The following is a 20,542-nucleotide window of genomic DNA, read 5'->3' as shown; positions in this document are numbered from 1 at the left end:
CGCCCCGGCGTTTTTCGGGGGAGAGGCCAGCTAGAAGTCGCTGACGAAAATCTGCGAGACCTCGGTGAGCAGGGCGCGGGACTGCTCTTCCGCGCCGGACTCGTTCTTCTCCGCCACAGCCCGGGCCAGATTCTCGTGGGCGGTCAACGCCACCGGCGCAGGATCGGAGGGCTGCAGGCCGTAGCGGGTCCGGCCGTGCAGGACGCTGAGCATGGAGGGGGCGAGGGCGGCGAACATCTCGTTGCCGGAGGCCTCGAGGAGCAGCGCGTGGAAGCGAACGTCGGCCTCCAGGAACTCCTGGGAGGATCCCTCGCCGGAGTCGCCCAGCTCGCGCATCTTCGCCGCGAGACCGGTCAGCTCCTCACGCTGGGCGTCGGTCGCTGAGATGGCGGCGAGGCGGGCGGCCTGGGGCTCGACGCCGCTGCGCAGCTCGTTGAGGGAACGCAGCTGATGGCGCCGTTCCTTCGGCGTCGCCAGGCGCCAGTCGATGATGGCCTGGTCGAACACCGCCCATTCGGAGCGGGGGCGGACGGTGATGCCCACGCGACGGGAGGATGAGACGAGTCCGAGCTGTTCGAGCGCCCGCATCACCTCGCGGGCGACGGTGCGGGAGATATCGAAGCGGCTGGACAGGTCCTGGAGGGTGAAGGTTTTGCCCTCCGGCAGGGTGCCGGCCACAATGTCCCTGCCCAGCTCGTCCAGGACGTTGTCCAGCAGGGGGGCAGCCGGGGTGCGGGGTGACTCGGTCATTGCTGTTCGTGTCCTTCGGGTGGGAATCAAGTCTTTAATAGTCATTCTAAACGGAATTCGACATGTGACCTAAGTGATCCTGGTGTTTATCCGGGGCGGCAGGTCTCTTTCTCTGGAACGGAGGTCCCCAACTGGGGCGGGCGGAGTGGCGGGGAAGAATATTTTCTCCGTGTATATATAAGGAATCGATTGGGTGGGAGAAGCCGCCCCTGCCCGCACCGCTTGTCCGGGCGGTGTGTGATGTGGCTGCGACCGGGCCTTCAATCGAAAGGTTGATACATACCGGGGGTGGGTCAGAGTTCCGGGCGGGGTGGAAGAATCTAAATATCGCAGTACATTCCTGTGTGCCCCGTCACAAACCGGGGAGGGTGTCGGTCGAATAGGCGCGGATTCAACAGGAAACCGTTCCACCCATGTGTTTTGCGGTGCTGATGGGGATAGACTGATCCTCGTCTCCAGTCCAGATGGGCTGGAAAATACTCTTACGCGTCCTTTAAGATGAGGCGCAGTAAAAGCTTGGCAGTCCGTTTTTCGCGGGCTGTTTCGTAGTCAGGAGGAACTATGACCGCAGTGGCGCCAAGGCTTGACGACTACGTCGAGCCGACCCGTCCTCAGCCGACAGGCACAGCCCGCAAGGGTTCCCGTGCCTGGGACATGCTGATCACCACCGACCACAAGCAGCTGGGCATCATGTACATCATCATGTCCTTCAGCTTCTTCTTCCTCGGCGGCCTGATGGCCCTGCTGATCCGTGCCGAGCTTTTCACGCCGGGTCTGCAGTTCCTGTCGAACGAGCAGTTCAACCAGCTGTTCACCATGCACGGCACCGTGATGCTGCTGCTGTTCGGCACGCCGATCGTCTGGGGCTTCGCCAACTATGTCCTCCCGCTGCAGATCGGCGCGCCGGATGTGGCCTTCCCCCGACTCAACGCCTTCGGTTTCTGGATCACCACCGTCGGCGGCGTCGCCATGCTCGCCGGCTTCCTGACCCCGGGCGGTGCGGCCGACTTCGGCTGGACCATGTACTCCCCGCTGTCGGACGCCGTCCACACCCCGGGCGTCGGCGCTGACCTGTGGATCGTCGGCGTGGGTGCGACTGGTGTGGGCACCGTCGCCTCCGCCATCAACATGCTGACCACCATCCTGACCCTGCGCGCGCCGGGCATGACCATGTTCCGCCTCCCCATCTTCACCTGGAACATCTTCGTCACCTCGGTCATCGCCCTGATGATCTTCCCCCTGCTGCTGGCCGCCGCACTCGGTGTCCTCTACGACCGCAAGCTGGGCGGCCACATCTACGACACCGGCAACGGTGGCGCCATCCTGTGGCAGCACCTCTTCTGGTTCTTCGGCCACCCGGAGGTCTACGTCCTGGCGCTGCCGTTCTTCGGCGTCATCTCCGAGGTCATCCCGGTGTTCTCCCGTAAGCCGATGTTCGGCTACATCGGCCTGGTCTTCGCGACCCTGGCCATCGGCGCCCTCTCCATGGCTGTGTGGGCCCACCACATGTTCGTCACCGGTGCCGTCCTCCTGCCGTTCTTCTCCTTCATGACCTTCCTGATCTCGGTCCCGACCGGCGTCAAGTTCTTCAACTGGGTCGGCACCATGTGGAAGGGCCACATCACGTGGGAGACCCCGATGATCTTCGCGGTCGGCTTCATGGCCACCTTCCTCTTCGGCGGCCTGACCGGCATTATGTTGGCCTCCCCGCCGCTGGACTTCCACCTGGCCGACAGCTACTTCCTGATCGCCCACTTCCACTACACCCTCTTCGGCACCGTCGTGTTCGCCTCTTTCGCCGGCGTGTACTTCTGGTTCCCGAAGATGACCGGCCGCATGCTCGACGAGCGTCTGGGCAAGATCCACTTCTGGCTCACCTTCGTCGGCTTCCACGGCACCTTCCTCATCCAGCACTGGCTGGGCAACATGGGCATGCCGCGCCGCTACGCCGACTACCTGGACTCTGACGGTTTCACTCTGTTCAACCAGATCTCCACCGTCTTCTCCTTCCTGCTCGGTGCGTCCGTCATCCCGTTCATCTGGAACGTCTTCAAGTCCTGGCGTTACGGCGAGGTCGTCACCGTGGACGATCCGTGGGGCTACGGCAACTCCCTCGAGTGGGCGACCTCCTGCCCGCCGCCGCGCCACAACTTTGTCTCCCTGCCGCGAATCCGCTCCGAGCGCCCCGCGTTCGAGCTGCACTACCCGCACATGGTCGAGCGCATGCGTCGTGAGGCCCACGTGACCTCCCGCGATGAGCGCGCGGAGATCACCCAGACTCCGTCCCCGGCCGAAGTCCGCTAAAGGGCGAGACATAGTCCCCTCCGACTGACCAGGACCCCCGGCAGAAACCTCTGCCGGGGGTCCCGTCGTGTCCGAATCAACCCTCCATGAAAGAATGATCCCCGTGGCAGACTTTGATGCATCCTCCGTCGTATCCGATAACTCCCAGGGACTGCAGGTGTCGCTGCAGCCCGGGCTGGAGTCGGCCGTCATCACTCTCACCGGTCACGACCGGCCGGGTGTGACCGCCGCTTTCTTCCGGGTCCTGTCCGCGCACAACGTGCAGCTGCTGGATGTCGAACAGTCCCAGTTCCGCGGGCACCTCTCCCTCGCGGCCTTCGTGGGGCTGGATCCTGCCCGCGAAGAGCGCCTGCGCGAGGGGCTGGTGGACACCCTCCGCGGGCACGGCCAGCGCGTCTCGCTGGAGATGTACTCCCAGGAGCAGCACTCCTCCCCGCGGTCAACCCACGTCGCCGTGGTGATGGGCGACCCGGTCACCGCCGCCGACGTCTCCGCCATCGGTCAGACCCTGGCCAACTACGGGGCCAACATCGACCGCATCCGGGGCATCGCCGATTACCCGGTCACCGGCCTGGAAATCATGATCACCATCGCCAATTACGAGCCGGGCGGCGGGCATTCCCTGCGGAAGGCGCTGGCCGAGATGACCCACGAGCTGGGCGTCGACATCGCCATCGAGCGGGCCGGTCTCCTGCGCCGTTCCAAGCGCCTGGTCATGTTCGACTGCGATTCGACCCTGATCACGGGCGAGGTCATCGAGATGCTCGCGGCGCACGCGGGCAAAGAGGCGGAGGTCGCCGAGGTCACCGAGCGCGCGATGCGCGGGGAGATCGACTTCGAGGAGTCCCTGCGCGAGCGGGTCGCCACCCTCAAGGGGCTGGACGCATCCGTCATCGACGCAGTGGCCGACGACCTCGAGCTGACCCCGGGCGCGCGCACGACCATCCGCACCCTGAAGAAGATGGGTTACCGCACCGCCGTCGTGTCCGGCGGTTTCATCCAGGTGCTCCAGGACCTCGCCGAAGACCTCGAACTGGACTACGTCCGCGCGAACACCCTCGAGATCGTCGACGGCAAGCTCACCGGCCGGGTGATCGGCGAGGTCGTCGACCGCGCCAGGAAGGCCTCCCTGCTGCGCGAGTTCGCGGAGGATTCCGGTCTGCAGATGTACCAGACCGTCGCAGTCGGCGACGGCGCCAACGACATCGACATGCTCTCCGCCGCGGGTCTCGGCATCGCGTTCAACGCCAAGCCGGCGCTGCGCGAGGTCGCCGACACGTCGGTCAACTACCCCTTCCTCGACGAGGTGCTGCACATCCTGGGCATTCCGCGCGAGGAGATCGACGAGTCCGACCTGGAGCACGGCACCTTCCGCCGTGTCCCGCTCGAATTCGTCGGTGCGGACTATTCCGCAGAGTGACTCTGTCCGGCACTGATCCGCTCGCCCTGGCGCACGATCTCCTGCGCGCCCGGGTGAGCGACAACAGGCACGACCGTTCGGAGGACCCGGACCGCCCGGAGACGGTGCAGGCCATGCAGATCGCTCTGCACGTCCCGAAGGCCGATCCGCCGCGCCGCACCGACCTGCTGGCTGCCTCCGCTCGGGCGGTCGTCGCGGTCTGTCTGGACGAACGGGTGGCCACCGACTCCGACTGGCGGGAGGGACTGACGGGCTGGTACGACCACCTCATCCGCAAGGTGGCCCGTCGCGCCCGGAACAAGGCGTGGCTGGATGCGCAGGCGGTGCCCGGGGTGACTGTCGACGTCGGCGGGGCACAGGCCCGCGCTTTCGTCCCCTCTCCGGTGGCGGACATCCCGCCCGCGGTGCGCAAGCTGCAGATCCAGGGGACGGAACTGCCCCAAGACGAACCTGGGGCGGTCGATCCGCGAGTGCCGACCATCCTCGTCGACCGTGGGCTCCGCATGACCACCGGCAAGGCCGCCGCCCAGGTGGGCCACGCCAGTATGCTGCTGGCCGCCAGCCGGGACCTGGACTGGGTCAGGGCGTGGGCGGAGAAGGGCTTCGAGCTCGACGTGCGGGAGGTCGCATCCGGGGAGTTCTCCGGCTACGCCGGAACGCCGGGGGTGGTGGCGGTCCGCGACGCAGGCTTCACGGAGGTGGCCCCGGACTCGCTGACGGTCCTGGCCTTCGCGGGGCAGTAGGCGTCAGAGGTCGGCGAGACCGGCGGCGTCGAGAATCACGACCCACTCGCGGCCCGAATCGATCAACCCGTTGCGCTTCATCTTCGCCATCGCGCGGGAGGCCGATTCCACCGTGGTGGCGGCCATGCCCGCGATATCGTCGCGGCGCAGGCGGACCTGAAGCAGCACCGATCCGTCGGGGCGGGACTGCCCGAGGCGCCCGGCCATCTGCAGCAGGACCCCGGCGACGCGCTGCTCCACCGTGCGGGTGCTCTGCGCGACCTCCCGCTCCCGTCCGGCCGTCAGGCGCTGCTGCTGCAGCTGCAGCAGGGCCATCGCCAACGGCGGGAACGTGGCCACCACCTCTCCCAGCGTCTCGGCTCGCAGGAACAGGGCGCACGTGGTCTCCATCGCCCACGCCGAGTCCTCGACCGGGACCGGCGCGGTGTCGAGCGGGCCGATGACGTCGCCGGGGCCGGCGATGTCGAGGGTGATCTCCTCGCCGTCGACGGTGTCGCGGGTGACTCTCACACGGCCCGACATGACGAGGTGCACGCCGCCGGGGGTCTCACCGGCCATCATGAGCGGCTCGCCCTCCGCCCAGGCCACCGCACGCAGATGGGTGTCCAGTTCCGTGTGCTGCTCCGGGGTCAGATCCCGGGTGAGGGGGGAACGGGCCATGACGCGCATCCGCACGTCCGTGGAACAGTGGTGGGGGTGGGAACAGGTCTGTCGGACGGGGTTGCTGGACATGCCCCCATCCTAGGCACCGGGGCCCATTCTTACCTGACCAGCCTTTTCAGGGCGCCCCGGACCACCGTCGGGTCGGTGGTCTCCCAGAAGGAGGGCATGGAGGCGCGCAGGAACGAGCCGTAACGTTTGGTGGCCAGCCGGTTGTCCAGCACGGCGACCACGCCGCGGTCCGTCACGGAGCGGAGCAGACGGCCCGCGCCCTGGGCCAGGAGCAGGGCGGCGTGGGTGGCGGCGACCTCCATGAATCCGTTGCGCCCCTCTGCGGTGGCGGCCTCTTTCCGCGCCTGGAGCAGCGGATCGTCGGGGCGCGGGAAGGGGATGCGGTCGATGAGGACGAGGGAGCAGGCCGGGCCCGGCACGTCGACGCCCTGCCACAGAGTGAGGGTGCCGAAGAGGCACGCGTTCTCGTTCCTGGCGAACTTCTCCACCAGCGCGCCGGTGGTGTCCTCCCCCTGGCAGTAGACGTCGAAGGGCAACCGCTTCTTCATGGCCTCAGCAGCCTGTTCCGCCGCTCGTCGGGAGGAGAAGAGCCCGAGGGTCCGTCCGCCGGCGGCCATGATGAGGTCGTGGATCTCGTCGAGTGTCTCCTCCGGCAGGCCGTCGCGGCCGGGGTCCGGCAGGTGCCGGGCGGTGTAGAGGATGCCGGCCTTCCGCGGATCGAAGGGGGTTCCCGCGTCCAGGCGATCCCACGTGCCTTTCGGCAGACCCCAGGCGGCGGCCATGGCGTCGAATCGCCCGCCGATGGTCAGCGTGGCGGAGGTGAGCACGACGGTCTGCTCGCCGAAGAGTTTCTCGTGCAGCAGCCCGGCGACCGAGAGCGGGGCGACGGTGAGGACGTCGCCGCGCCGGTCGTCGCGTTCCAGCCAGACGACATCGCGTTGGGCGGCGGGGTCGGATTCGTCGAAGACGGTGAGGATGCGGACGATGGCGTCGTGCAGTTCCTGCAGGTGGTTGGCCAGGTTGACCCGCTCCGCCGCCTTTTCCGGGTCGTTGGCGCTCTCCCCCTCGGGGGAGCGGGCGACGGCCTCCCGCAGGGACCACAGCCCGTCGCGCAGGCCGGCCAGCGGGCCGCGGGCGATCTCGTCGAGGTCGGTCCAGCGGCCGTCGGGAAGCGTTGCCGCCGCTGCCTGCCAGTCGTCGGTGAGTTCCACCAGTTTGTCGTCCACGCCGTCCGCCCCCAACTTTCCGGCGCGCTTGGCGGCCAGGGTCAGGGCGGTGCGGGAGAGCTCGTTGGTGGCCACGGAAGTGATCCGGCCGTCGAGTTCGTGGGCCTCGTCGACGATGACCACGTCATGCTCGGGTAGGACGTCGATGTCCGCGAGCGCGTCGATGGCCAGCAGGGCGTGGTTGGTCACCACGACGTCGACGTCCTGCGCCTTGCGTTTGGCCAGCTCGGCGAAACACTCCGCGCCGTGCGGGCAGCGGCTCGCCCCCAGGCATTCGTTGGCCGTGACCGACACCTGCCGCCAGGCCAGATCCGGCACACCCGGCTCCAGGTCGTCCCGGTCGCCGGTCTCCGTCTCCTGCGCCCATTCGTGGACGCGGGCGACGTGGCGGCCCAGCCAGGAGACGTCGCCTTCGCCCAGGAGAGCGTCCTCCGGATCCTCCGCCGCGCCGATCCGGTTGAGGCACACGTAGTTGGACCGGCCCTTCATGATGGCGAAGGTGGGGCGGCGTGGCATCACCGGCTCCAACGCGTCCGCCAACCGGGGAAGGTCCCGTTCGACCAGCTGGCGCTGGAGGGCGATCGTCGCGGTGGACACTATCACCGTCGAGTCGGTCGCCTGCGCGTGCCGGAGCGCGGGCACCAGGTAGGCCAGCGACTTGCCGGTGCCGGTGCCCGCCTGCACGGCGAGGTGGCGTTCCGTCTCCAGGGCGCGGGTCACGGCGTCGGCCATCGCCACCTGCCCGTCGCGGCGGGAACCGCTGAGGGCGGTGACGGCGGCGTCGAGAAGCTCCCCCGTCGAATGATTCAGTGGTTCCTCGGTCACTGCGCGGGGAATCCGACGAAACGGGTGCTGATCGCGGGCTCGTCACGGGACAGCGCCAGCCCCTCCCAGGGCAGGGTGAGCAGCTGCTCGGCGAGGTAGGCGCGGGAATCCTCGAGGGTGGGCAGCCCCTCCACGGTGGCGCCGTCGCGCACGAGCGGCACCGTCAGGCAGGTGGCGGAGAGCCGGCCGACGTCCGGGGTGGGGGAGCCGAAGGGATGGACGACCTCCTCGACGGCCACGCCGGTGGCGCGGTGGGTGCGGGCCGCCTGCTTCGCGCCGCCGGTCATGGCCTTGCCGCGGGAACGCTTCGCCACGGGATGCCCCTCGACCTCGACGAGCTTGTAGACCATGCTGGCGGTGGGCGCCCCGGAACCGGTGACCACGGAGGTGCCCACGCCGTACACGTCGACCGGGTCGCCGCGCAGACCGGCGATGGCGAATTCATCCAGGTCGGAGGACACCACGATGCGGGTGTCGTGGGCGCCGAGGTCGTCGAGCTGCCTGCGCACCCGGCGGGTCACGGCACCCAGATCGCCGGAGTCGATGCGCACGCCGCCGAGGGCGGTGCCCGCGACCTCGATCGCGGTCTCCACGCCCTTGGTGATGTCGTAGGTGTCCACCAGCAGGGTCGTGTCCACACCCAGGGACTCGATCTGCGCACGGAAGGCGGCGGCCTCGTTCGGGGTGCCGTCCTCGTTCACGTGCAGCAGGGTCCACGCGTGCGCCGAAGTGCCCGAAGCGGGGATGCCGTAACGGTGCGAGGCCTCCAGGTTGGAGGTGGCGGTGAAACCTGCCAGGTAGGCGGCCCGCGACGCGGTGACCGCCGCGTATTCGTGGGTGCGGCGCGAACCCATCTCGATGATCGGGCGGCCGTCGGCGGCGGTGACCATACGCGCGGCAGCGGACGCGATCGCCGAGTCCGCGTTCATGATCGACAGGATCACCGTTTCCAGGATGACGCACTCGGCGAAGGTGCCCCGCACCGTGAGGATCGGGGAGTACGGGAAGTACAGGTCGCCCTCGCGGTAGCCGTCGATCTGGCCGGTGAAACGGTAGCCGCGCAGGTAATCCAGGGTCCGCTCGTCCAGGAAGTCCAGGTGTTCGAGCTGCTCCTCGGTGAAGACGAAGTCCCGCACCGCGCGCAGGACGCGGGTGGTCCCGGCGACGACGCCGTAGCGCCGCTCGTTGGGCAGACGCCGCGAGAACACCTCGAACGCGCACTGCCGGTGGGCGGTCCCGTCGTTGAGGGCGGCCTGCAGCATCGTCAGCTCGTACATGTCCGTCAACAGGGACGTGGAGCGATTCGGCGGGAATGAGGTCGGCTGGTTCGCGTTCACACCGACCACTCTAATGGAGTGGAGGGGCGGCGGCCGTCAGGCGGAGTACTGCACGGCCACCCACACCCGACCGTGGCCGACCGCAACTCCGATGCCGTAGAAGGTGTAGCGCTCATCCAGGAGTACCGCGGTGTGCGCCTCGGAATGCAGCCAGGCGTCCACGAAAGCGTGCCCGGAGGCCTCGGATTCGGGCAGGTTGTGCTGGATCATCGTGACGTTCCGCGGTGAGTTCTCCTGCCTGCCCGCGACTGCGGTGTGCTCCGCCCACTGCTGGGCCTGCAGCTGCAGGTTGAAAGGGTCCATGACGACGGGCGGCGCGCCCTCCTCATGCCGCAGGAGCTTGATCGCCAGATTGACGTCGTGGCGGATCAGTTCGAGTTCGGCTTGCGTGTCGAGGTCCGGGACCTCGTAGCCGGCCTCCGGGCCGGACGGTTCCCCGCCGGGGCCGGCCGCCGGGTCTGAGCCTGCGCCGCCTGCAGCCCCCGCCAGCAGGGTCGCAACCAGACCGACGACCGACAGGAGCATTCCCAGCGCGGACAGCAGGTCCGTGATGCCCCGCGGGGAAGTCCAGGGGGCGGATGACCGGCTGACCAGGGGGACCACTTCCTCAAGGGGCGGGGTTCGGGGCGGGTGGAGCTGCCAGGGAAAGAACGTACCTTCCTGCGGGAGAAACCTCCATCGGGCACGCCGCGCCGGCTGCGCGGCCGCCCCGCCGCACAGTTGACTAGGCTGAGGGGCATGACAGGTCCATACATGATGAGCACACCCCGTATGGGTTCCCCGATGGCGAGTCCGGAGCTCGACGAGGCGATCGAGGTCAATGTCGCCACGGCGGAGAATCTGCCGTGGATGTGCATCGTCTGGGACGATCCGGTCAACCTCATGAGCTACGTCACCTACGTCTTCCAGACGGTCCTCGGCTACGACCGCAAGCGCGCGACAGAGTTGATGATGCAGGTCCACACCGAAGGAAAGGCCGTCGTTTCCACCGGCGAGAAGGACAAGGTCGAGGGCGACGTCAAGAAGCTGCACACCGCGGGCCTGTGGGCCACGATGCAGCAGGCCGGCTAGGAAGAGGAAACGTAGAAGTGCAGGAATGGCAGCGTAAGAAGGGGCTCATGCGCGCCCCCCGGTACCGCACGGTCCTGGAGCCGCTCGAGCGGGAGATCCTGGGGAACATCACCGCCGCGGTGAGTGAGGCGATCATCGCCAGGGCCCAGTCTGCTCCCCGCGACGAGCTCTCCGAGCTCACCGGCATCCCTTCCGCCCACAAGTCCGCCCCGGCGGACCCGGCGCTGGCCCGCCTGCTGCCCGACTTCGAGCGCGCCGGCGACGAGGAGTACGAGGGCGACAACTCCCTCCTGCGCAGCCTCCACGAGAACGACATCTGCCGTGCGAAGCTGGAGAACCTGCAGGTGGTGGCGGAGAAGGTCGGCCCGGACGGCGGGGTGGAGATCAACCTCACGGAGGAGGAGGCGCACTCTTTCTTGGCGGGGCTCAACGATCTGCGCCTCTACTTGTCCGCCGACGACAGCGGCGGGGAGGACGCCCGCGCGGAGCGGGAGAGCCTGGTCGAGTGGCTCGGCTTCAACCAGGACAGCCTGCTCACGGCGTTGACCGGGGGGTAGCGTGGATCCGCTTCTCGACGTCCCCGGCCTCCTGCTCGGCCACGTCTCCCTCGGAGACACAGGCGTCACGGCCGTGGTCGCCGAGTCCGGGTCCGGCATGGTGGCGGGTGTCGACGTCAGGGGTGGGGGTCCCGGAACCCGGGAGACGGATCTGCTGGCGCCGCACAACACCGTGGAACGAGTTCACGCGATCATCCTGTCCGGCGGTTCGGCGTTCGGGCTGGCCGCTGCGGACGGCGCGATGGTGGAGCTCGAGCGCGCCGGGCGGGGTTTCCCGGTCCTTGGCGAGGGACGTCCCGGCCCGCGGGTGCCGATCGTCCCCGCCGCCGTCATCTTCGATCTCTTCGTCGGGGACCCCGGCCACCGTCCGACGGCGGCCGACGGTGCGGCGGCGGTCCGCGCGGCGCTGTCCGGCGGCGGGTCCGGCGGCAGCGGCAGCGTCGGGGCGGGTTGCGGTGCCACGGCAGGTGTCCTGCGCGGCGGGGTGGGGCAGGCCTCGCGGCGGGCGGGGGAGTATGTGGTTTCGGCGCTGGTGGTGGCCAATCCGGTGGGGGAGGTGATCGACCCGGTGTCGGGCCTGCTCTGGGGTGACCCGACCCGCGCGCCGGTGGACCTCGCCAGGTTGAGCGAGCTGGCGCACCCGGCCTCGACACTGAACACCACCATCGGGGTGGTCGCGACCGACGCGCCGGTGACGGTCGCGCAGGCCACCCGCCTGGCGATGGTCGGGCACGACGGCATCGCCCGGGCGGTCCGCCCGGCGCACTCGCCGCTCGACGGCGACACTTTGTTCGCGGTGTCGACCGCGGAAAAGGCGGCCGGGGTGGGGGTCCCGGAACTGCACGAACTGTCGGCCGCGGCCGCCGAGGTGGTGCAGGCCGCCCTCGTCGACGCCGTCACCGCGGCCGCGCCGGGTCACGGCCTGGGCACGTGGACGGAGATCCTCGTCGACCCTGCCGGCCGCCGCTCATCCCCGTAGAAACATTAAAGTGGGGGGTCATGAGCCAGCCACTCGCTTACCCACCTTCCCCCCGGCCCGCCGGGGCCGTGCAGACTGCGGCGCAAAGGGGCCGGGGCGCGGTTCGTTCCGGAATCAAGTTCGCCGCCGGTTACGTCCTGGTCATCTGGGCCGTCCACCTCATCAATGTCCTCGCCTTCGGCGGTTATCTGGTGTTCTTCGGCATCAACCCCCTGGATGTGTCGTCTGTCTGGCACATCCTGACGTCGCCGCTGCTGCACGCGAACATCGAACACCTAGTTTCTAATACATTTCCTGGGGCAATTTTCAGCTTCCTCATAGGTATGTCCCGTGCCCGGGTGTGGTGGGAGGTGACCGCTTTCGTGGTCGTCGTCGGAGGCGTCGGCGTGTGGTTTTTCGGCGGCGTGGGCACCAACCACATCGGAGCCTCCGGGCTGGTCTACGGCTGGCTGGCCTACCTGCTGGTGCGTGGCGTGTTCAACCGGCATTTCCTCCAGCTGGTCCTCGGCGTCATCCTGGGGATCGCCTACGCCGGGCTGGTCATCGGTCTTTTGCCGGGCGTGCCCGGGGTCTCCTGGCAGGCGCACCTGTTCGGCGCCGTCGGCGGCGTGGCGGCCGGCATGTTCATCACGTCCGACGATCCCCCGGCGTTGCGGGCGAAGCGTCGGCAGCGTTCCCTGGAGCAGGGCGGTAGCCGAACCCGCCGGGGCCTGAGGTAGCATGATTCCAGCCCTGACGCTCAGATCATTCTTAAGTACTGTTAGCGCCATTTATGAGAATTATTGTGGGGATGAGGTTGCATGAATAACGGGCCCGAGGAATGGCTCTCAGACCAGGAGGTGCAGACCTGGCTGAACATCTGGTCGTTCCACGTGTGGTTGCCCACCCGGTTGGAAGCGCAGCTCAAGCGGGACGCCGGGATCAGCCACTACGACCATTTCGCCCTGACCCGCCTGTGGTCCGCGGAGAATCACACGCTGCGCATGAGCGAGCTGGCTTCCGCGTCGGACATGACGCTCTCGCACCTGTCCCGGGTGATCACCCGCCTGGAGAAGCCTGGACTGGTGCGTCGGCTGGCAGACCCGGACGACGGACGGTCGACGCTGGCGCAGCTGACGGAGCAGGGAGTGGAACTGCTCAGGCAGGCCGCCCCCGGGCACGTTTCCGAGGTGCGGCGGCTGATCTTCGACAACCTCTGCCCCGAAGAGCAGCGCCAGTTCGGGGCGGCCATGAGCAAGATCGTCGCCGCGATGGGCCAGGAGGAGCAGAAGGGCCCCTCCCGCTAGCATGGTCGGGGTGACCCCTTCCCCCACCGCCCCGATCGGCATCTTCGACTCCGGTGTCGGCGGCCTGACGGTGGCCCGCACCATCATGGACCAGCTCCCGCACGAGTCGATCATCTACATCGGCGACACCGCGAACGGCCCCTACGGGCCGCTGCCCATCGCCGAGGTCCGCGAACATGCGACCCGCATCGCCGACGACCTGGTCGAGCGCGGCTGCAAGATGCTCGTCATCGCCTGCAACACCGCCTCCGCCGCGTTCCTCCACGACGCCCGCGAGCGTTACGACGTCCCCGTCGTCGAAGTCATCCAGCCCGCCGTCCGCCGCGCCCTGGCGACCACGCGCAACGGCCGCGTGGGGGTGATCGGCACGGCGGGCACGGTCAACTCTGGCGTCTACCAGGACCTCTTCGCCATCAACCCCGGAGTCGAGGCTTATGCCCGGGCGTGCCCCAGCTTCGTCGACTTCGTGGAGCGCGGCATCACCTCGGGCCGCCAGATCCTGGGCGTCGCGGAGGCCTACGTGGAGCCGCTGCAGGCGGCGGGTGTCGATACGCTTGTGCTCGGCTGCACCCACTACCCGCTGCTCTCAGGCGTGATTCAGCTGGCCATCGGCGACCATGTGACGCTGGTGTCCTCGGCGGAGGAGACGGCGAAGGACGTGCTCCGGGTGCTCACCCGGGAGGACCTTCTCGCCGACCCCGAGATCCATCCGGCGCCGACCCGCGAGTTCGAGTCCACCGGTGACCCGGAGAAATTCGCGCTTCTCTCCCAGCGTTTCCTCGGGCCGGGTCTCGGGCAGGTGCATCAGGTCACAGGACTGTAGGTGTGCCGGATGGCGCTCACAATCCGGTGACAATCGGTGCGTTGCGTTCGAGAAAGCCTCTGTTACGTGGCACAGTAGCGTCATGAAGTTGACCATCCTCGGCAGTTCAGGCAGCCTCAGCGGGCCCACGAACCCCGCCTCCGGATATCTGGTGGCTGTGGACAACTCCCCGGCGCTCCTCATGGACATCGGCCCCGGCGTGTTGGGCAAGCTCCAGGAGATTCAGGACCCCTGTGACGCGCACGTGGTGTTCTCCCACCTGCACGCCGACCATTGCCTGGACTTTCCCTCGCTGATGGTGTGGCGCCGTTTCCATCCCTTTGCTCCCGCGAGGGACCGGAAGCTGTGCTTCGGCCCGTTGAACACACTCCCGCACCTCGGGCGGCTCTCTGCGGACCGCCCGGGCGAGGTCGACGACATGTCCGACACCTTCGCGTTCTCCCCCTGGCGCGTCGGCGAGGAGCACCTCGTCGACCGTCTCTCCATCGCGCCCTTCCGGGCCTTGCATCCGGTGGAGGCCTACAGCCTGCGCATCACCGAGCACACCTCCGGCAAGACCATCGCCTACTCCGGCGACACCGGCTGGACCGAGCAGCTCGTGGAGTGCGCCCGCGGGGCCGACGTCTTCCTCTGCGAGGCCACCTGGTGCGGTGGAGACGGGGACTTCCCGCCGGACATGCACCTCACGGGTGCGCAGGCCGGCCGCGCGGCCAGGCTGGCGGGCGTGAAGAAGCTCATCCTCGTGCACATCCCCCCGTGGGGCGACGTGGAGGCGACCCTCGCGGCGGCCCGCGCGGAGTTCGACGGGCCCGTGGAACTCGGCGCCCAGGGTCTCGTCGTCGAGGTCTGACCGCCCGCGGGTAGCCTGAGGGGCATGACTTCTGACTTCCAGCGCGCCGACGGCCGCGCCCTCGACCAGCTGCGCACCGTCCGCATCACCCGCGGTTTCACCTCCAACCCCGCCGGCTCCGTCCTCGTTGAATTCGGCAACACCCGCGTGATGTGCACCGCCAGCGTCGAGCACGGCGTCCCCCGCTTCAAGCGCGACTCGGGCGAAGGCTGGCTCACCGCCGAGTACGCCATGCTGCCCGCCGCCACCCACGACCGCATGCCGCGCGAGTCGATGCGCGGCAAGGTCAAGGGGCGCACCCATGAAATCTCCCGCCTCGTCGGCCGTTCCCTGCGCGCCGCGGTGGACCTGAGCCAGCTGGGCGAGAACACCATCAACATCGACTGCGATGTTCTCCAGGCCGACGGCGGCACCCGCACCGCCTCGATCACCGGCGCCTACGTTGCGCTCGCCGACGCCGTCGCCGTCCTCAAGGCCGAGGGCGTCGTCCCCGGTGAACCCCTGCTCCCGCCGGTCGCCGCTGTGTCGGTCGGGCTCATCGACGGCAACGTCTGCCTCGACCTGCCTTACGAGGAGGACTCCCGCGCCGAGGTCGACCTCAACGTCGTCATGACCGAGCGCGGCAACTTCGTGGAGGTCCAGGGAACCGGCGAAAACGGTGACTTCAGCCGTGATCAGCTCGGTCTCATGCTCGACTCCGCCGAGAAGGGCTGCCGGGAGCTCATCGCCGCGCAGCGCGCCGCACTGGGAATCTGATGAAGATTCTCGTCGCGTCCAACAACGCCAAGAAGCTCGCCGAACTTGAACGGATCCTGCGCGAGGCGGACGTCGCGGGCGTCGAGCTGATCCCGCTGAATCAGGCGCCCGCCTACGAGGAGCCGGTCGAGGACGGCCGGACCTTCGCCGACAACGCGCTGATCAAGGCGCGCGCCGGCGCCCGGGAGACCGGCCTGGTCTGTATCGCGGACGACTCCGGCCTGGCCGTTGAGGAGCTGGGCGGCATGCCCGGGGTCCTCTCCGCCCGGTGGTCGGGGCGCCACGGTGACGACGCCGCCAACAACACTCTCCTGCTCGGCCAGATGGCGCACGTTCCCGACGGCCGCCGCTCCTGCGCCTTCGTGTCGGTGTGCGCCTTGGTCACCCCGGCGGGGGAGGAGCACGTTGCAGAGGGCAGGTGGGAAGGTACCCTGCTGCGCGAGCCGGTCGGCGACAACGGCTTCGGCTACGATCCGCTCTTCCTGCCGGCCGATGAGATCGCCGCCGGCCGATCCTCGGCGCAGTTGAGCCCGGAGGAGAAGAACGCGTTGTCGCACCGCGGCAAGGCGCTGGCGCAGCTGGTCGGGGACATCCGGCGGCTGGCCGGGCAGTAGGCGGCCACCGCCGCACCTGGGGCATGAAGACGGTGGGGGAGTCGACTAGGATTCCACGAATGACTCCGCACAACATCGACGATCCCCGGAACCGCCCGAGCGGGTCGGTGGTGGAACGCCAGTACGTTCTCACCCTCGGTTGCCCCGACACCACCGGCATTGTCGCCAAGCTGTCCACCTTCCTCGCCGGGCACGGCGGCTGGATCACCGAGGCGGCCTACTTCACGGATCCGGAGAACAACTGGTTCTTCACCCGCCAGGCGATCCGGGCGGACTCCGTCGGCATGTCGATAGAGGAGCTGCGGGAGGCCTTCGCCCCCGTCGCGGCCGAGTTCGGGCCCAAGGCGCAGTGGCAGTTGTGGGATACCGCGGAGCTGAAGAAGGTGGTCATCCTCGTCTCCCGCGAGGGGCACTGTCTGCACGACCTGCTCGGACGCGTCGCGGAGAACGACTACCCCATGGAGGTCGTCGCCGTGGTGGGCAACCACGACAACCTGGCCTACATCGCCGAGAACCACGGCGTGCCGTTCTACCATGTGCCTTTTCCGAAGGACGCCGTCGGAAAACGGCGCGCGTTCGAGGAGGTCGGGGAGATCGTCAACAGCTACGAGCCCGACGCCATCGTCCTGGCCCGGTTCATGCAGGTCCTGCCGCCCGACTTCTGCGAGATGTGGGCCGGCCGGGTGCTCAACATCCACCACAGCTTCCTGCCCTCCTTCATGGGGGCGCGCCCCTACCACCAGGCGCATCACCGCGGCGTGAAGCTGATCGGCGCGACCTGCCACTTCGCCACCTCCGATCTCGACGACGGCCCCATCATCGAGCAGGATGTCATCCGCGTGACGCACAAGGACACTCCGGAGGAGATGCAGAGGCTGGGCCGCGACGCGGAGAAGACCGTGCTCGCCCGCGGCCTGCGCTGGCACCTGGAGGACCGGGTCCTCGTGTACGGCAACCGCACCGTCGTCTTCGACTAGGGGACAGAAAAAGGGGCGCGCCGGCGATCGCCGGTGCGCCCCTCCCCGTGTTCCGCGTGTTCCAGGTCAGGCCAGCTGGAACCTCTCCTTGACCTCGCGGCGCCGGTTCGCCTCGATGATGAAGGAGAGGAAAGGAACGACGCCGGCCAGGGCGGTGGTGAGCCACACCACCGGCTTCCAGCGGGCCTTGAGGCCGAGGTTGAGGGTTGCCAGGACGTAGGCCATGTACGCCCAGCCGTGGGCGATGGCCACGATCGTCGCCCACTCGGGGATCTCCACCTTGAGGATGTACTGCATGATCATGCGGATCACCAGGAAGATGAGGAACATGCCGGTGATCCAGGCGGTGACCGAGAAGATCTTCAGGGCGGTGTCGACACGCTTCTGGCGCTCGGGGTGGGTCTTCGGTGCGGTCGAGGTGGTCATTGGTTGCTGTCTCCCGGTTGTTCGGTGTCTGCTTCCCGACGCCCCCTCCGGGGCGTGTTCAGCTCGTTGTAGGTGTCGACGTCGAGGGTGGGGCGCTCGGGCAGGAAGTCCTCGTCGATCCTGGTGGCGCGGTCCCCGTACTGCCGGGCGTCGGCCTCGTACAGGAAGTCGGGGTCGTCGGTGTTGTTCTCGGCGGCGATCATCTCGTTTTCGTACTGCATGTACTTGCGGTACGCGAAGATGAAGAACAGCCCGAACAGCGGCCACTGAAACGCGTAACCGAGGTTCTGGAATGTTCCTGACCCCGCCCGGAAGCGGGTCCACTGCCACCAGGCCAGCGCGAGGGTGGCGACCACGGCGAGCGCCAGGAAGACGAGGTGCGAGGCGCGCACCTTCTTCCGCTGCCGGGGTTGTCCTTTGTTGTCGCTCACGGAATATAAGGGTACCCGCCATCCTCCGAAAGGTGGAGTCGGGCGGTTTCGGGACGGCATGCGGGTGCGGGTATCATGATCCGGGTATGCGCCCGTGGCGGAATTGGCAGACGCGCTGGATTTAGGTTCCAGTGTCCCAGGACGTGGGGGTTCGATTCCCCCCGGGCGCACGGTGCCAGCTCGCACGGCACGCTTGTTTTCAGGGCCTCCCACCGGTGTCGGTGGGAGGCCCTTCCGCTTCGCTCCCCCGCAGGGGGACGTCGCCGTGGCCCGGGGAGGCTTAGGGGGGTGCGAAGTGGAAGGCGGCCGGATGGTGATGCCGGGAATGTGGCCTTCTCCGGCGGATGAGCAGATTGCCGCGAAAATTACGGCAGGAAAGCGATGTGATGTGCAACACTGTAACCACAACAAACAACTAATGGTAATGAGGTCCACGGAACCACCGGAGTCCTTGTTGTGCGGTGGGTGGGCCCGCTGATCGGAAGGGAACTTCTATGACTACCAACCCCGAGCATGGTTCGCGTCCGCAGGACGCGGCGAAAGACGAGGGCGCCAGGGTTGCCGGCCACGCGAAAGAGGCGGCCCAGGACGTCGCGGGCTCCGCACGCCGGGAGGCGCGTCAGGTTACGGGGGAGGCGACCGATCAGATCCGCTCCCTCCTCAGCTCCGCGCGGGACGAGGCTTTCGGGCACGCATCCACGCAGCAGGAGAAGCTGGCGGGGCATTCGCGTACCGTCTCCGACGACCTGCAGCGCATTTCCCGCGGGGAGGCACCACAGTCCGATCTGATGAGCCAGCTTCTGTCCACCGTCACCACCCGCGTGGAGAGTTTCACCAGCGCGCTCGAGACCCGGGAACCGGCCGACCTGCTCCGTGACGCCCGCCGCTTCGCCGCCCGCCGCCCTGTTGCTTTCCTCGCCGCGGCCGCAGGTGTGGGCCTACTCGCGGGCAGGCTCACCCGCGGGCTCGGCGACAGCGAGGACGACGACGAGAACGAGTTCGACGGCCGCTACCGGGTCCCCGCCGAGCCCGGCGCCTACGGGCCGCCGTCGACCACGGGAACGCAGGGCTTCGCCGGGTCCGAACCCGCAGAGCGGCCGGTCGCCGAATTCGGCGAGTTCCCGGACACCGCCGCAGATCCCACCCACACCGGCACCCTCCGGGGTGAAGGTTTCGCGGCCCCTGATCCGGCCCGCGACCCGTTCACCGGCTTCGAGCACCCGGAGGAGCGGCGATGAGCGGATCAACCCCCGCAGACGATCTCACCTCCGGCCGGCTGGGCGCCGGTTATCCCGCCGCCGGTCGGGAATCGGATTCCGGAGCGGAGTTCCGGGCCCGTAATGAATCGCTGGGGGAGATGTTCGCCAGTTTCTCCGCGAATCTCTCCGCCCTCATGCGCCAGGAGGTCCAGCTCGCCAAGGCCGAGGCCACCCAGTCGGCGAAGCAGGGCGGCCGGGGGGCGGGCATGTTCGCCGGCGCCGCAGTCGGCGGGTTCCTCGCCCTGCTGTTCCTGTCGATGGCGCTCATGTGGGCGCTGGGCGAGTGGATGCACCTCGGCTGGGCCGCGGTCATCGTTGCGGTGGTGTGGGCGGTTGCCGCCGCGGTCCTCGCGTCGATGGGCAAGAAGCAGTTCGACGACATGAAGGGTCTGCCGCAGACCCAGGAAACCATCGGTGAAATTCCGCCGACCCTCAACCCGAACAAGGAGACCCCATGAGCAACAACCCAGACGAGATCCGTGCCGACATCGAGCGCACCCGCGGCAACCTCGGCCGCGACGTGGATGCTCTGGCGGAGAAGGTCGACCCCGGACGGGTGGTCGACCGGCAGGCCGACCGGCTGAAGTCCCGCTGGAGGGACATGCGCGAGTCCGTCTTCGGGTCGGAGGAGGACGACGCCCAGCCCACCGGGCAGGGGCGCGCCTCACAGCTGCCGGGGGAGGCCGGCGACGCCGCCCGCAACGCACCGGACACCATCCGCCGCAAGACCCGCGGAAACCCCCTGGCCGCCGGAGCGATCGCCCTGGCCGCCGGTTGGCTCGTGGGTTCCCTCCTGCCGGCCAGCCGGCAGGAGCAGGAGGCGGCCGCCGCAGTGCGCGACAAAGCGCAGCCGCTGGTCGAGGAGGCGAAGTCGGTGGCCCAGGAGATGGGCGAATCCCTGCAGCCCCAGGCGGAGCAGGCCGTGACCGACGTCCAGGCGAGCGCCCGGGAGAGTGTGGAACGCGTCAAGGATGAGGGGCAGCACCATCTCGCCGACGTCCGCGAAGACTCCAGGAGCGCCGCGGAAAACATCCGCGACGTAGCCCGGGAGCAGTAGCCCGCCCGGCAAGTTTTCCGGCCCGGCCCCCGCCCCGGGCCAGGTTCGGCCTCAGCCCCACCCCGGCCCCGCCGGAGGTGGGGCTGTGACCATCATCTCCCGGACCAGTGCCTGTATCAAAAGTCACATAAGTGGAAGCTTGTGAAAGTGTGGGGCGGAGCGGCGGAAAACCGGTGCCC

23 protein-coding genes and 1 tRNA gene are annotated in these 20,542 nt (G+C 68.4%); 17 read left to right on the top strand and 7 right to left on the bottom strand.

Annotated elements, in window-relative coordinates; genetic code table 11:
* Positions 1-30 precede the first annotated feature (30 nt).
* Positions 31-750, bottom strand: coding sequence for a FadR/GntR family transcriptional regulator (locus B840_RS10165; RefSeq protein ID WP_042622035.1), 720 nt, complete (start codon positions 748-750; stop codon positions 31-33).
* Positions 751-1,311: 561 nt separating this feature from the next.
* Between B840_RS10165 and ctaD the strand changes: the two genes are divergently transcribed.
* The 3 genes from ctaD (at position 1,312) to B840_RS10150 (ending at position 5,217) form a co-directional block, all read left to right on the top strand.
* A complete protein-coding gene (gene ctaD, locus B840_RS10160; protein ID WP_042622034.1) occupies positions 1,312-3,054 on the top strand; it encodes an aa3-type cytochrome oxidase subunit I in 1,743 nt (580 codons plus the stop codon).
* A gap of 94 nt (positions 3,055-3,148) precedes the next feature.
* Positions 3,149-4,474 carry a phosphoserine phosphatase SerB gene (serB, locus tag B840_RS10155; protein WP_042622033.1) on the top strand — a complete coding sequence of 442 codons (1,326 nt, stop codon included), beginning with the start codon at positions 3,149-3,151 and terminating at the stop codon, positions 4,472-4,474.
* Positions 4,475-4,476: 2 nt separating this feature from the next.
* Positions 4,477-5,217 (top strand): peptidyl-tRNA hydrolase, encoded by a 741-nt coding sequence (locus tag B840_RS10150; protein WP_042622718.1) that lies wholly within the window; start codon positions 4,477-4,479, stop codon positions 5,215-5,217.
* Between the two features lie 3 nt (positions 5,218-5,220).
* Here B840_RS10150 and B840_RS10145 read toward each other — a convergent pair whose 3' ends face one another.
* From B840_RS10145 to B840_RS10130, 4 genes are read right to left on the bottom strand one after another with little or no spacing between them, the layout of a single operon-like run.
* Positions 5,221-5,949, bottom strand: coding sequence for a Crp/Fnr family transcriptional regulator (locus tag B840_RS10145; RefSeq protein ID WP_188656974.1), 729 nt, complete (start codon positions 5,947-5,949; stop codon positions 5,221-5,223).
* Positions 5,950-5,978: 29 nt separating this feature from the next.
* Positions 5,979-7,940 (bottom strand): ATP-dependent DNA helicase, encoded by a 1,962-nt coding sequence (locus tag B840_RS10140; RefSeq protein ID WP_042622032.1) that lies wholly within the window; start codon positions 7,938-7,940, stop codon positions 5,979-5,981.
* Entirely contained in the window at positions 7,937-9,277 is a 1,341-nt protein-coding gene (locus tag B840_RS10135) for a nicotinate phosphoribosyltransferase (RefSeq protein ID WP_042622716.1), read from the bottom strand. The genes B840_RS10140 and B840_RS10135 overlap by 4 nt, the downstream gene beginning before the upstream one ends.
* 36 nt (positions 9,278-9,313) lie before the next feature.
* Complete coding sequence (locus tag B840_RS10130) at positions 9,314-9,880, bottom strand: CAP domain-containing protein (protein ID WP_042622031.1); 567 nt, start codon at positions 9,878-9,880, stop codon at positions 9,314-9,316.
* Positions 9,881-10,060: 180 nt separating this feature from the next.
* Between B840_RS10130 and clpS the strand changes: the two genes are divergently transcribed.
* The 10 genes from clpS (at position 10,061) to purU (ending at position 17,190) form a co-directional block, all read left to right on the top strand.
* The gene (gene clpS / locus B840_RS10125; protein ID WP_042622715.1) at positions 10,061-10,348 is read left to right on the top strand and encodes an ATP-dependent Clp protease adapter ClpS; all 288 of its coding nucleotides are present in this window, start codon (positions 10,061-10,063) and stop codon (positions 10,346-10,348) included.
* 17 nt (positions 10,349-10,365) lie between these two features.
* Positions 10,366-10,905, top strand: a complete 540-nt coding sequence (locus B840_RS10120; protein WP_042622030.1) for a DUF2017 domain-containing protein — start codon at positions 10,366-10,368, stop codon at positions 10,903-10,905.
* Position 10,906: 1 nt separating this feature from the next.
* The gene (locus tag B840_RS10115; RefSeq protein ID WP_042622029.1) at positions 10,907-11,884 is read left to right on the top strand and encodes a P1 family peptidase; all 978 of its coding nucleotides are present in this window, start codon (positions 10,907-10,909) and stop codon (positions 11,882-11,884) included.
* A 20-nt stretch (positions 11,885-11,904) separates the two neighbouring features.
* Positions 11,905-12,603, top strand: coding sequence for a rhomboid family intramembrane serine protease (locus tag B840_RS10110; protein ID WP_084602977.1), 699 nt, complete (start codon positions 11,905-11,907; stop codon positions 12,601-12,603).
* A gap of 81 nt (positions 12,604-12,684) precedes the next feature.
* Positions 12,685-13,170, top strand: a complete 486-nt coding sequence (locus tag B840_RS10105; protein WP_042622027.1) for a MarR family winged helix-turn-helix transcriptional regulator — start codon at positions 12,685-12,687, stop codon at positions 13,168-13,170.
* Between the two features lie 10 nt (positions 13,171-13,180).
* Positions 13,181-13,993: a glutamate racemase gene (gene murI / locus B840_RS10100; RefSeq protein ID WP_229676678.1), complete on the top strand. Its 813-nt coding sequence runs from the start codon at positions 13,181-13,183 to the stop codon at positions 13,991-13,993.
* An 82-nt stretch (positions 13,994-14,075) separates the two neighbouring features.
* Entirely contained in the window at positions 14,076-14,843 is a 768-nt protein-coding gene (locus B840_RS10095; RefSeq protein ID WP_042622025.1) for an MBL fold metallo-hydrolase, read from the top strand.
* A gap of 24 nt (positions 14,844-14,867) precedes the next feature.
* A complete protein-coding gene (gene rph, locus B840_RS10090) occupies positions 14,868-15,599 on the top strand; it encodes a ribonuclease PH (RefSeq protein WP_042622024.1) in 732 nt (243 codons plus the stop codon).
* Positions 15,599-16,213: an RdgB/HAM1 family non-canonical purine NTP pyrophosphatase gene (gene rdgB / locus B840_RS10085; protein WP_042622023.1), complete on the top strand. Its 615-nt coding sequence runs from the start codon at positions 15,599-15,601 to the stop codon at positions 16,211-16,213. Before rph ends, rdgB begins: the two co-directional genes overlap by 1 nt.
* 59 nt (positions 16,214-16,272) lie before the next feature.
* On the top strand, positions 16,273-17,190 hold the full coding sequence (gene purU / locus B840_RS10080; RefSeq protein WP_042622022.1) for a formyltetrahydrofolate deformylase: 918 nt from the start codon (positions 16,273-16,275) through the stop codon (positions 17,188-17,190).
* Between the two features lie 66 nt (positions 17,191-17,256).
* On the opposite strand, the gene B840_RS10075 is transcribed toward purU, so the two are convergent.
* Both B840_RS10075 and B840_RS10070 read right to left on the bottom strand, forming a co-directional pair.
* Positions 17,257-17,616, bottom strand: a complete 360-nt coding sequence (locus B840_RS10075; RefSeq protein ID WP_042622021.1) for a DUF3817 domain-containing protein — start codon at positions 17,614-17,616, stop codon at positions 17,257-17,259.
* The gene (locus B840_RS10070) at positions 17,613-18,047 is read right to left on the bottom strand and encodes a membrane protein (RefSeq protein WP_042622020.1); all 435 of its coding nucleotides are present in this window, start codon (positions 18,045-18,047) and stop codon (positions 17,613-17,615) included. The genes B840_RS10075 and B840_RS10070 overlap by 4 nt, the downstream gene beginning before the upstream one ends.
* Before the next feature lie 88 nt (positions 18,048-18,135).
* Here B840_RS10070 and B840_RS10065 point away from each other — a divergent pair.
* From B840_RS10065 to B840_RS10050, 4 genes are all read left to right on the top strand, one after another.
* Positions 18,136-18,217: transfer RNA gene (locus B840_RS10065), tRNA-Leu, on the top strand.
* A 324-nt stretch (positions 18,218-18,541) separates the two neighbouring features.
* The gene (locus B840_RS12940; protein ID WP_052491171.1) at positions 18,542-19,285 is read left to right on the top strand and encodes a hypothetical protein; all 744 of its coding nucleotides are present in this window, start codon (positions 18,542-18,544) and stop codon (positions 19,283-19,285) included.
* Positions 19,282-19,764, top strand: coding sequence for a phage holin family protein (locus B840_RS10055; RefSeq protein ID WP_084602975.1), 483 nt, complete (start codon positions 19,282-19,284; stop codon positions 19,762-19,764). Before B840_RS12940 ends, B840_RS10055 begins: the two co-directional genes overlap by 4 nt.
* On the top strand, positions 19,761-20,363 hold the full coding sequence (locus tag B840_RS10050; RefSeq protein WP_042622019.1) for a DUF3618 domain-containing protein: 603 nt from the start codon (positions 19,761-19,763) through the stop codon (positions 20,361-20,363). Before B840_RS10055 ends, B840_RS10050 begins: the two co-directional genes overlap by 4 nt.
* The last annotated feature ends 179 nt before the right edge of the window (positions 20,364-20,542 follow it).

Origin of the sequence: Corynebacterium marinum DSM 44953 (genome assembly GCF_000835165.1) — a bacterium.
Taxonomy (GTDB): Bacteria; Actinomycetota; Actinomycetes; order Mycobacteriales; family Mycobacteriaceae; genus Corynebacterium; species Corynebacterium marinum.
Note: the sequence above shows the minus strand (reverse complement) of the source record. Positions and strands in the feature narration are given on the sequence as shown.

Excerpts from the sequence above, each read along its gene's own strand:
- B840_RS10050 (WP_042622019.1), top strand. The coding sequence starts at position 19,761 with ATGAGCAACAACCCAGACGAGATCCGTGCCGACATCGAGCGCACCCGC.
- B840_RS10145 (WP_188656974.1), bottom strand. The coding sequence starts at position 5,949 with ATGTCCAGCAACCCCGTCCGACAGACCTGTTCCCACCCCCACCACTGT.
- B840_RS10055 (WP_084602975.1), top strand. The coding sequence starts at position 19,282 with ATGAGCGGATCAACCCCCGCAGACGATCTCACCTCCGGCCGGCTGGGC.
- B840_RS10075 (WP_042622021.1), bottom strand. The coding sequence starts at position 17,616 with ATGACCACCTCGACCGCACCGAAGACCCACCCCGAGCGCCAGAAGCGT.
- B840_RS12940 (WP_052491171.1), top strand. The coding sequence starts at position 18,542 with ATGACTACCAACCCCGAGCATGGTTCGCGTCCGCAGGACGCGGCGAAA.
- B840_RS10095 (WP_042622025.1), top strand. The coding sequence starts at position 14,076 with ATGAAGTTGACCATCCTCGGCAGTTCAGGCAGCCTCAGCGGGCCCACG.
- B840_RS10110 (WP_084602977.1), top strand. The coding sequence starts at position 11,905 with ATGAGCCAGCCACTCGCTTACCCACCTTCCCCCCGGCCCGCCGGGGCC.
- B840_RS10165 (WP_042622035.1), bottom strand. The coding sequence starts at position 750 with ATGACCGAGTCACCCCGCACCCCGGCTGCCCCCCTGCTGGACAACGTC.
- purU (WP_042622022.1), top strand. The coding sequence starts at position 16,273 with ATGACTCCGCACAACATCGACGATCCCCGGAACCGCCCGAGCGGGTCG.
- rdgB (WP_042622023.1), top strand. The coding sequence starts at position 15,599 with ATGAAGATTCTCGTCGCGTCCAACAACGCCAAGAAGCTCGCCGAACTT.
- serB (WP_042622033.1), top strand. The coding sequence starts at position 3,149 with ATGATCCCCGTGGCAGACTTTGATGCATCCTCCGTCGTATCCGATAAC.
- rph (WP_042622024.1), top strand. The coding sequence starts at position 14,868 with ATGACTTCTGACTTCCAGCGCGCCGACGGCCGCGCCCTCGACCAGCTG.
- clpS (WP_042622715.1), top strand. The coding sequence starts at position 10,061 with ATGGCGAGTCCGGAGCTCGACGAGGCGATCGAGGTCAATGTCGCCACG.
- B840_RS10105 (WP_042622027.1), top strand. The coding sequence starts at position 12,685 with ATGAATAACGGGCCCGAGGAATGGCTCTCAGACCAGGAGGTGCAGACC.
- ctaD (WP_042622034.1), top strand. The coding sequence starts at position 1,312 with ATGACCGCAGTGGCGCCAAGGCTTGACGACTACGTCGAGCCGACCCGT.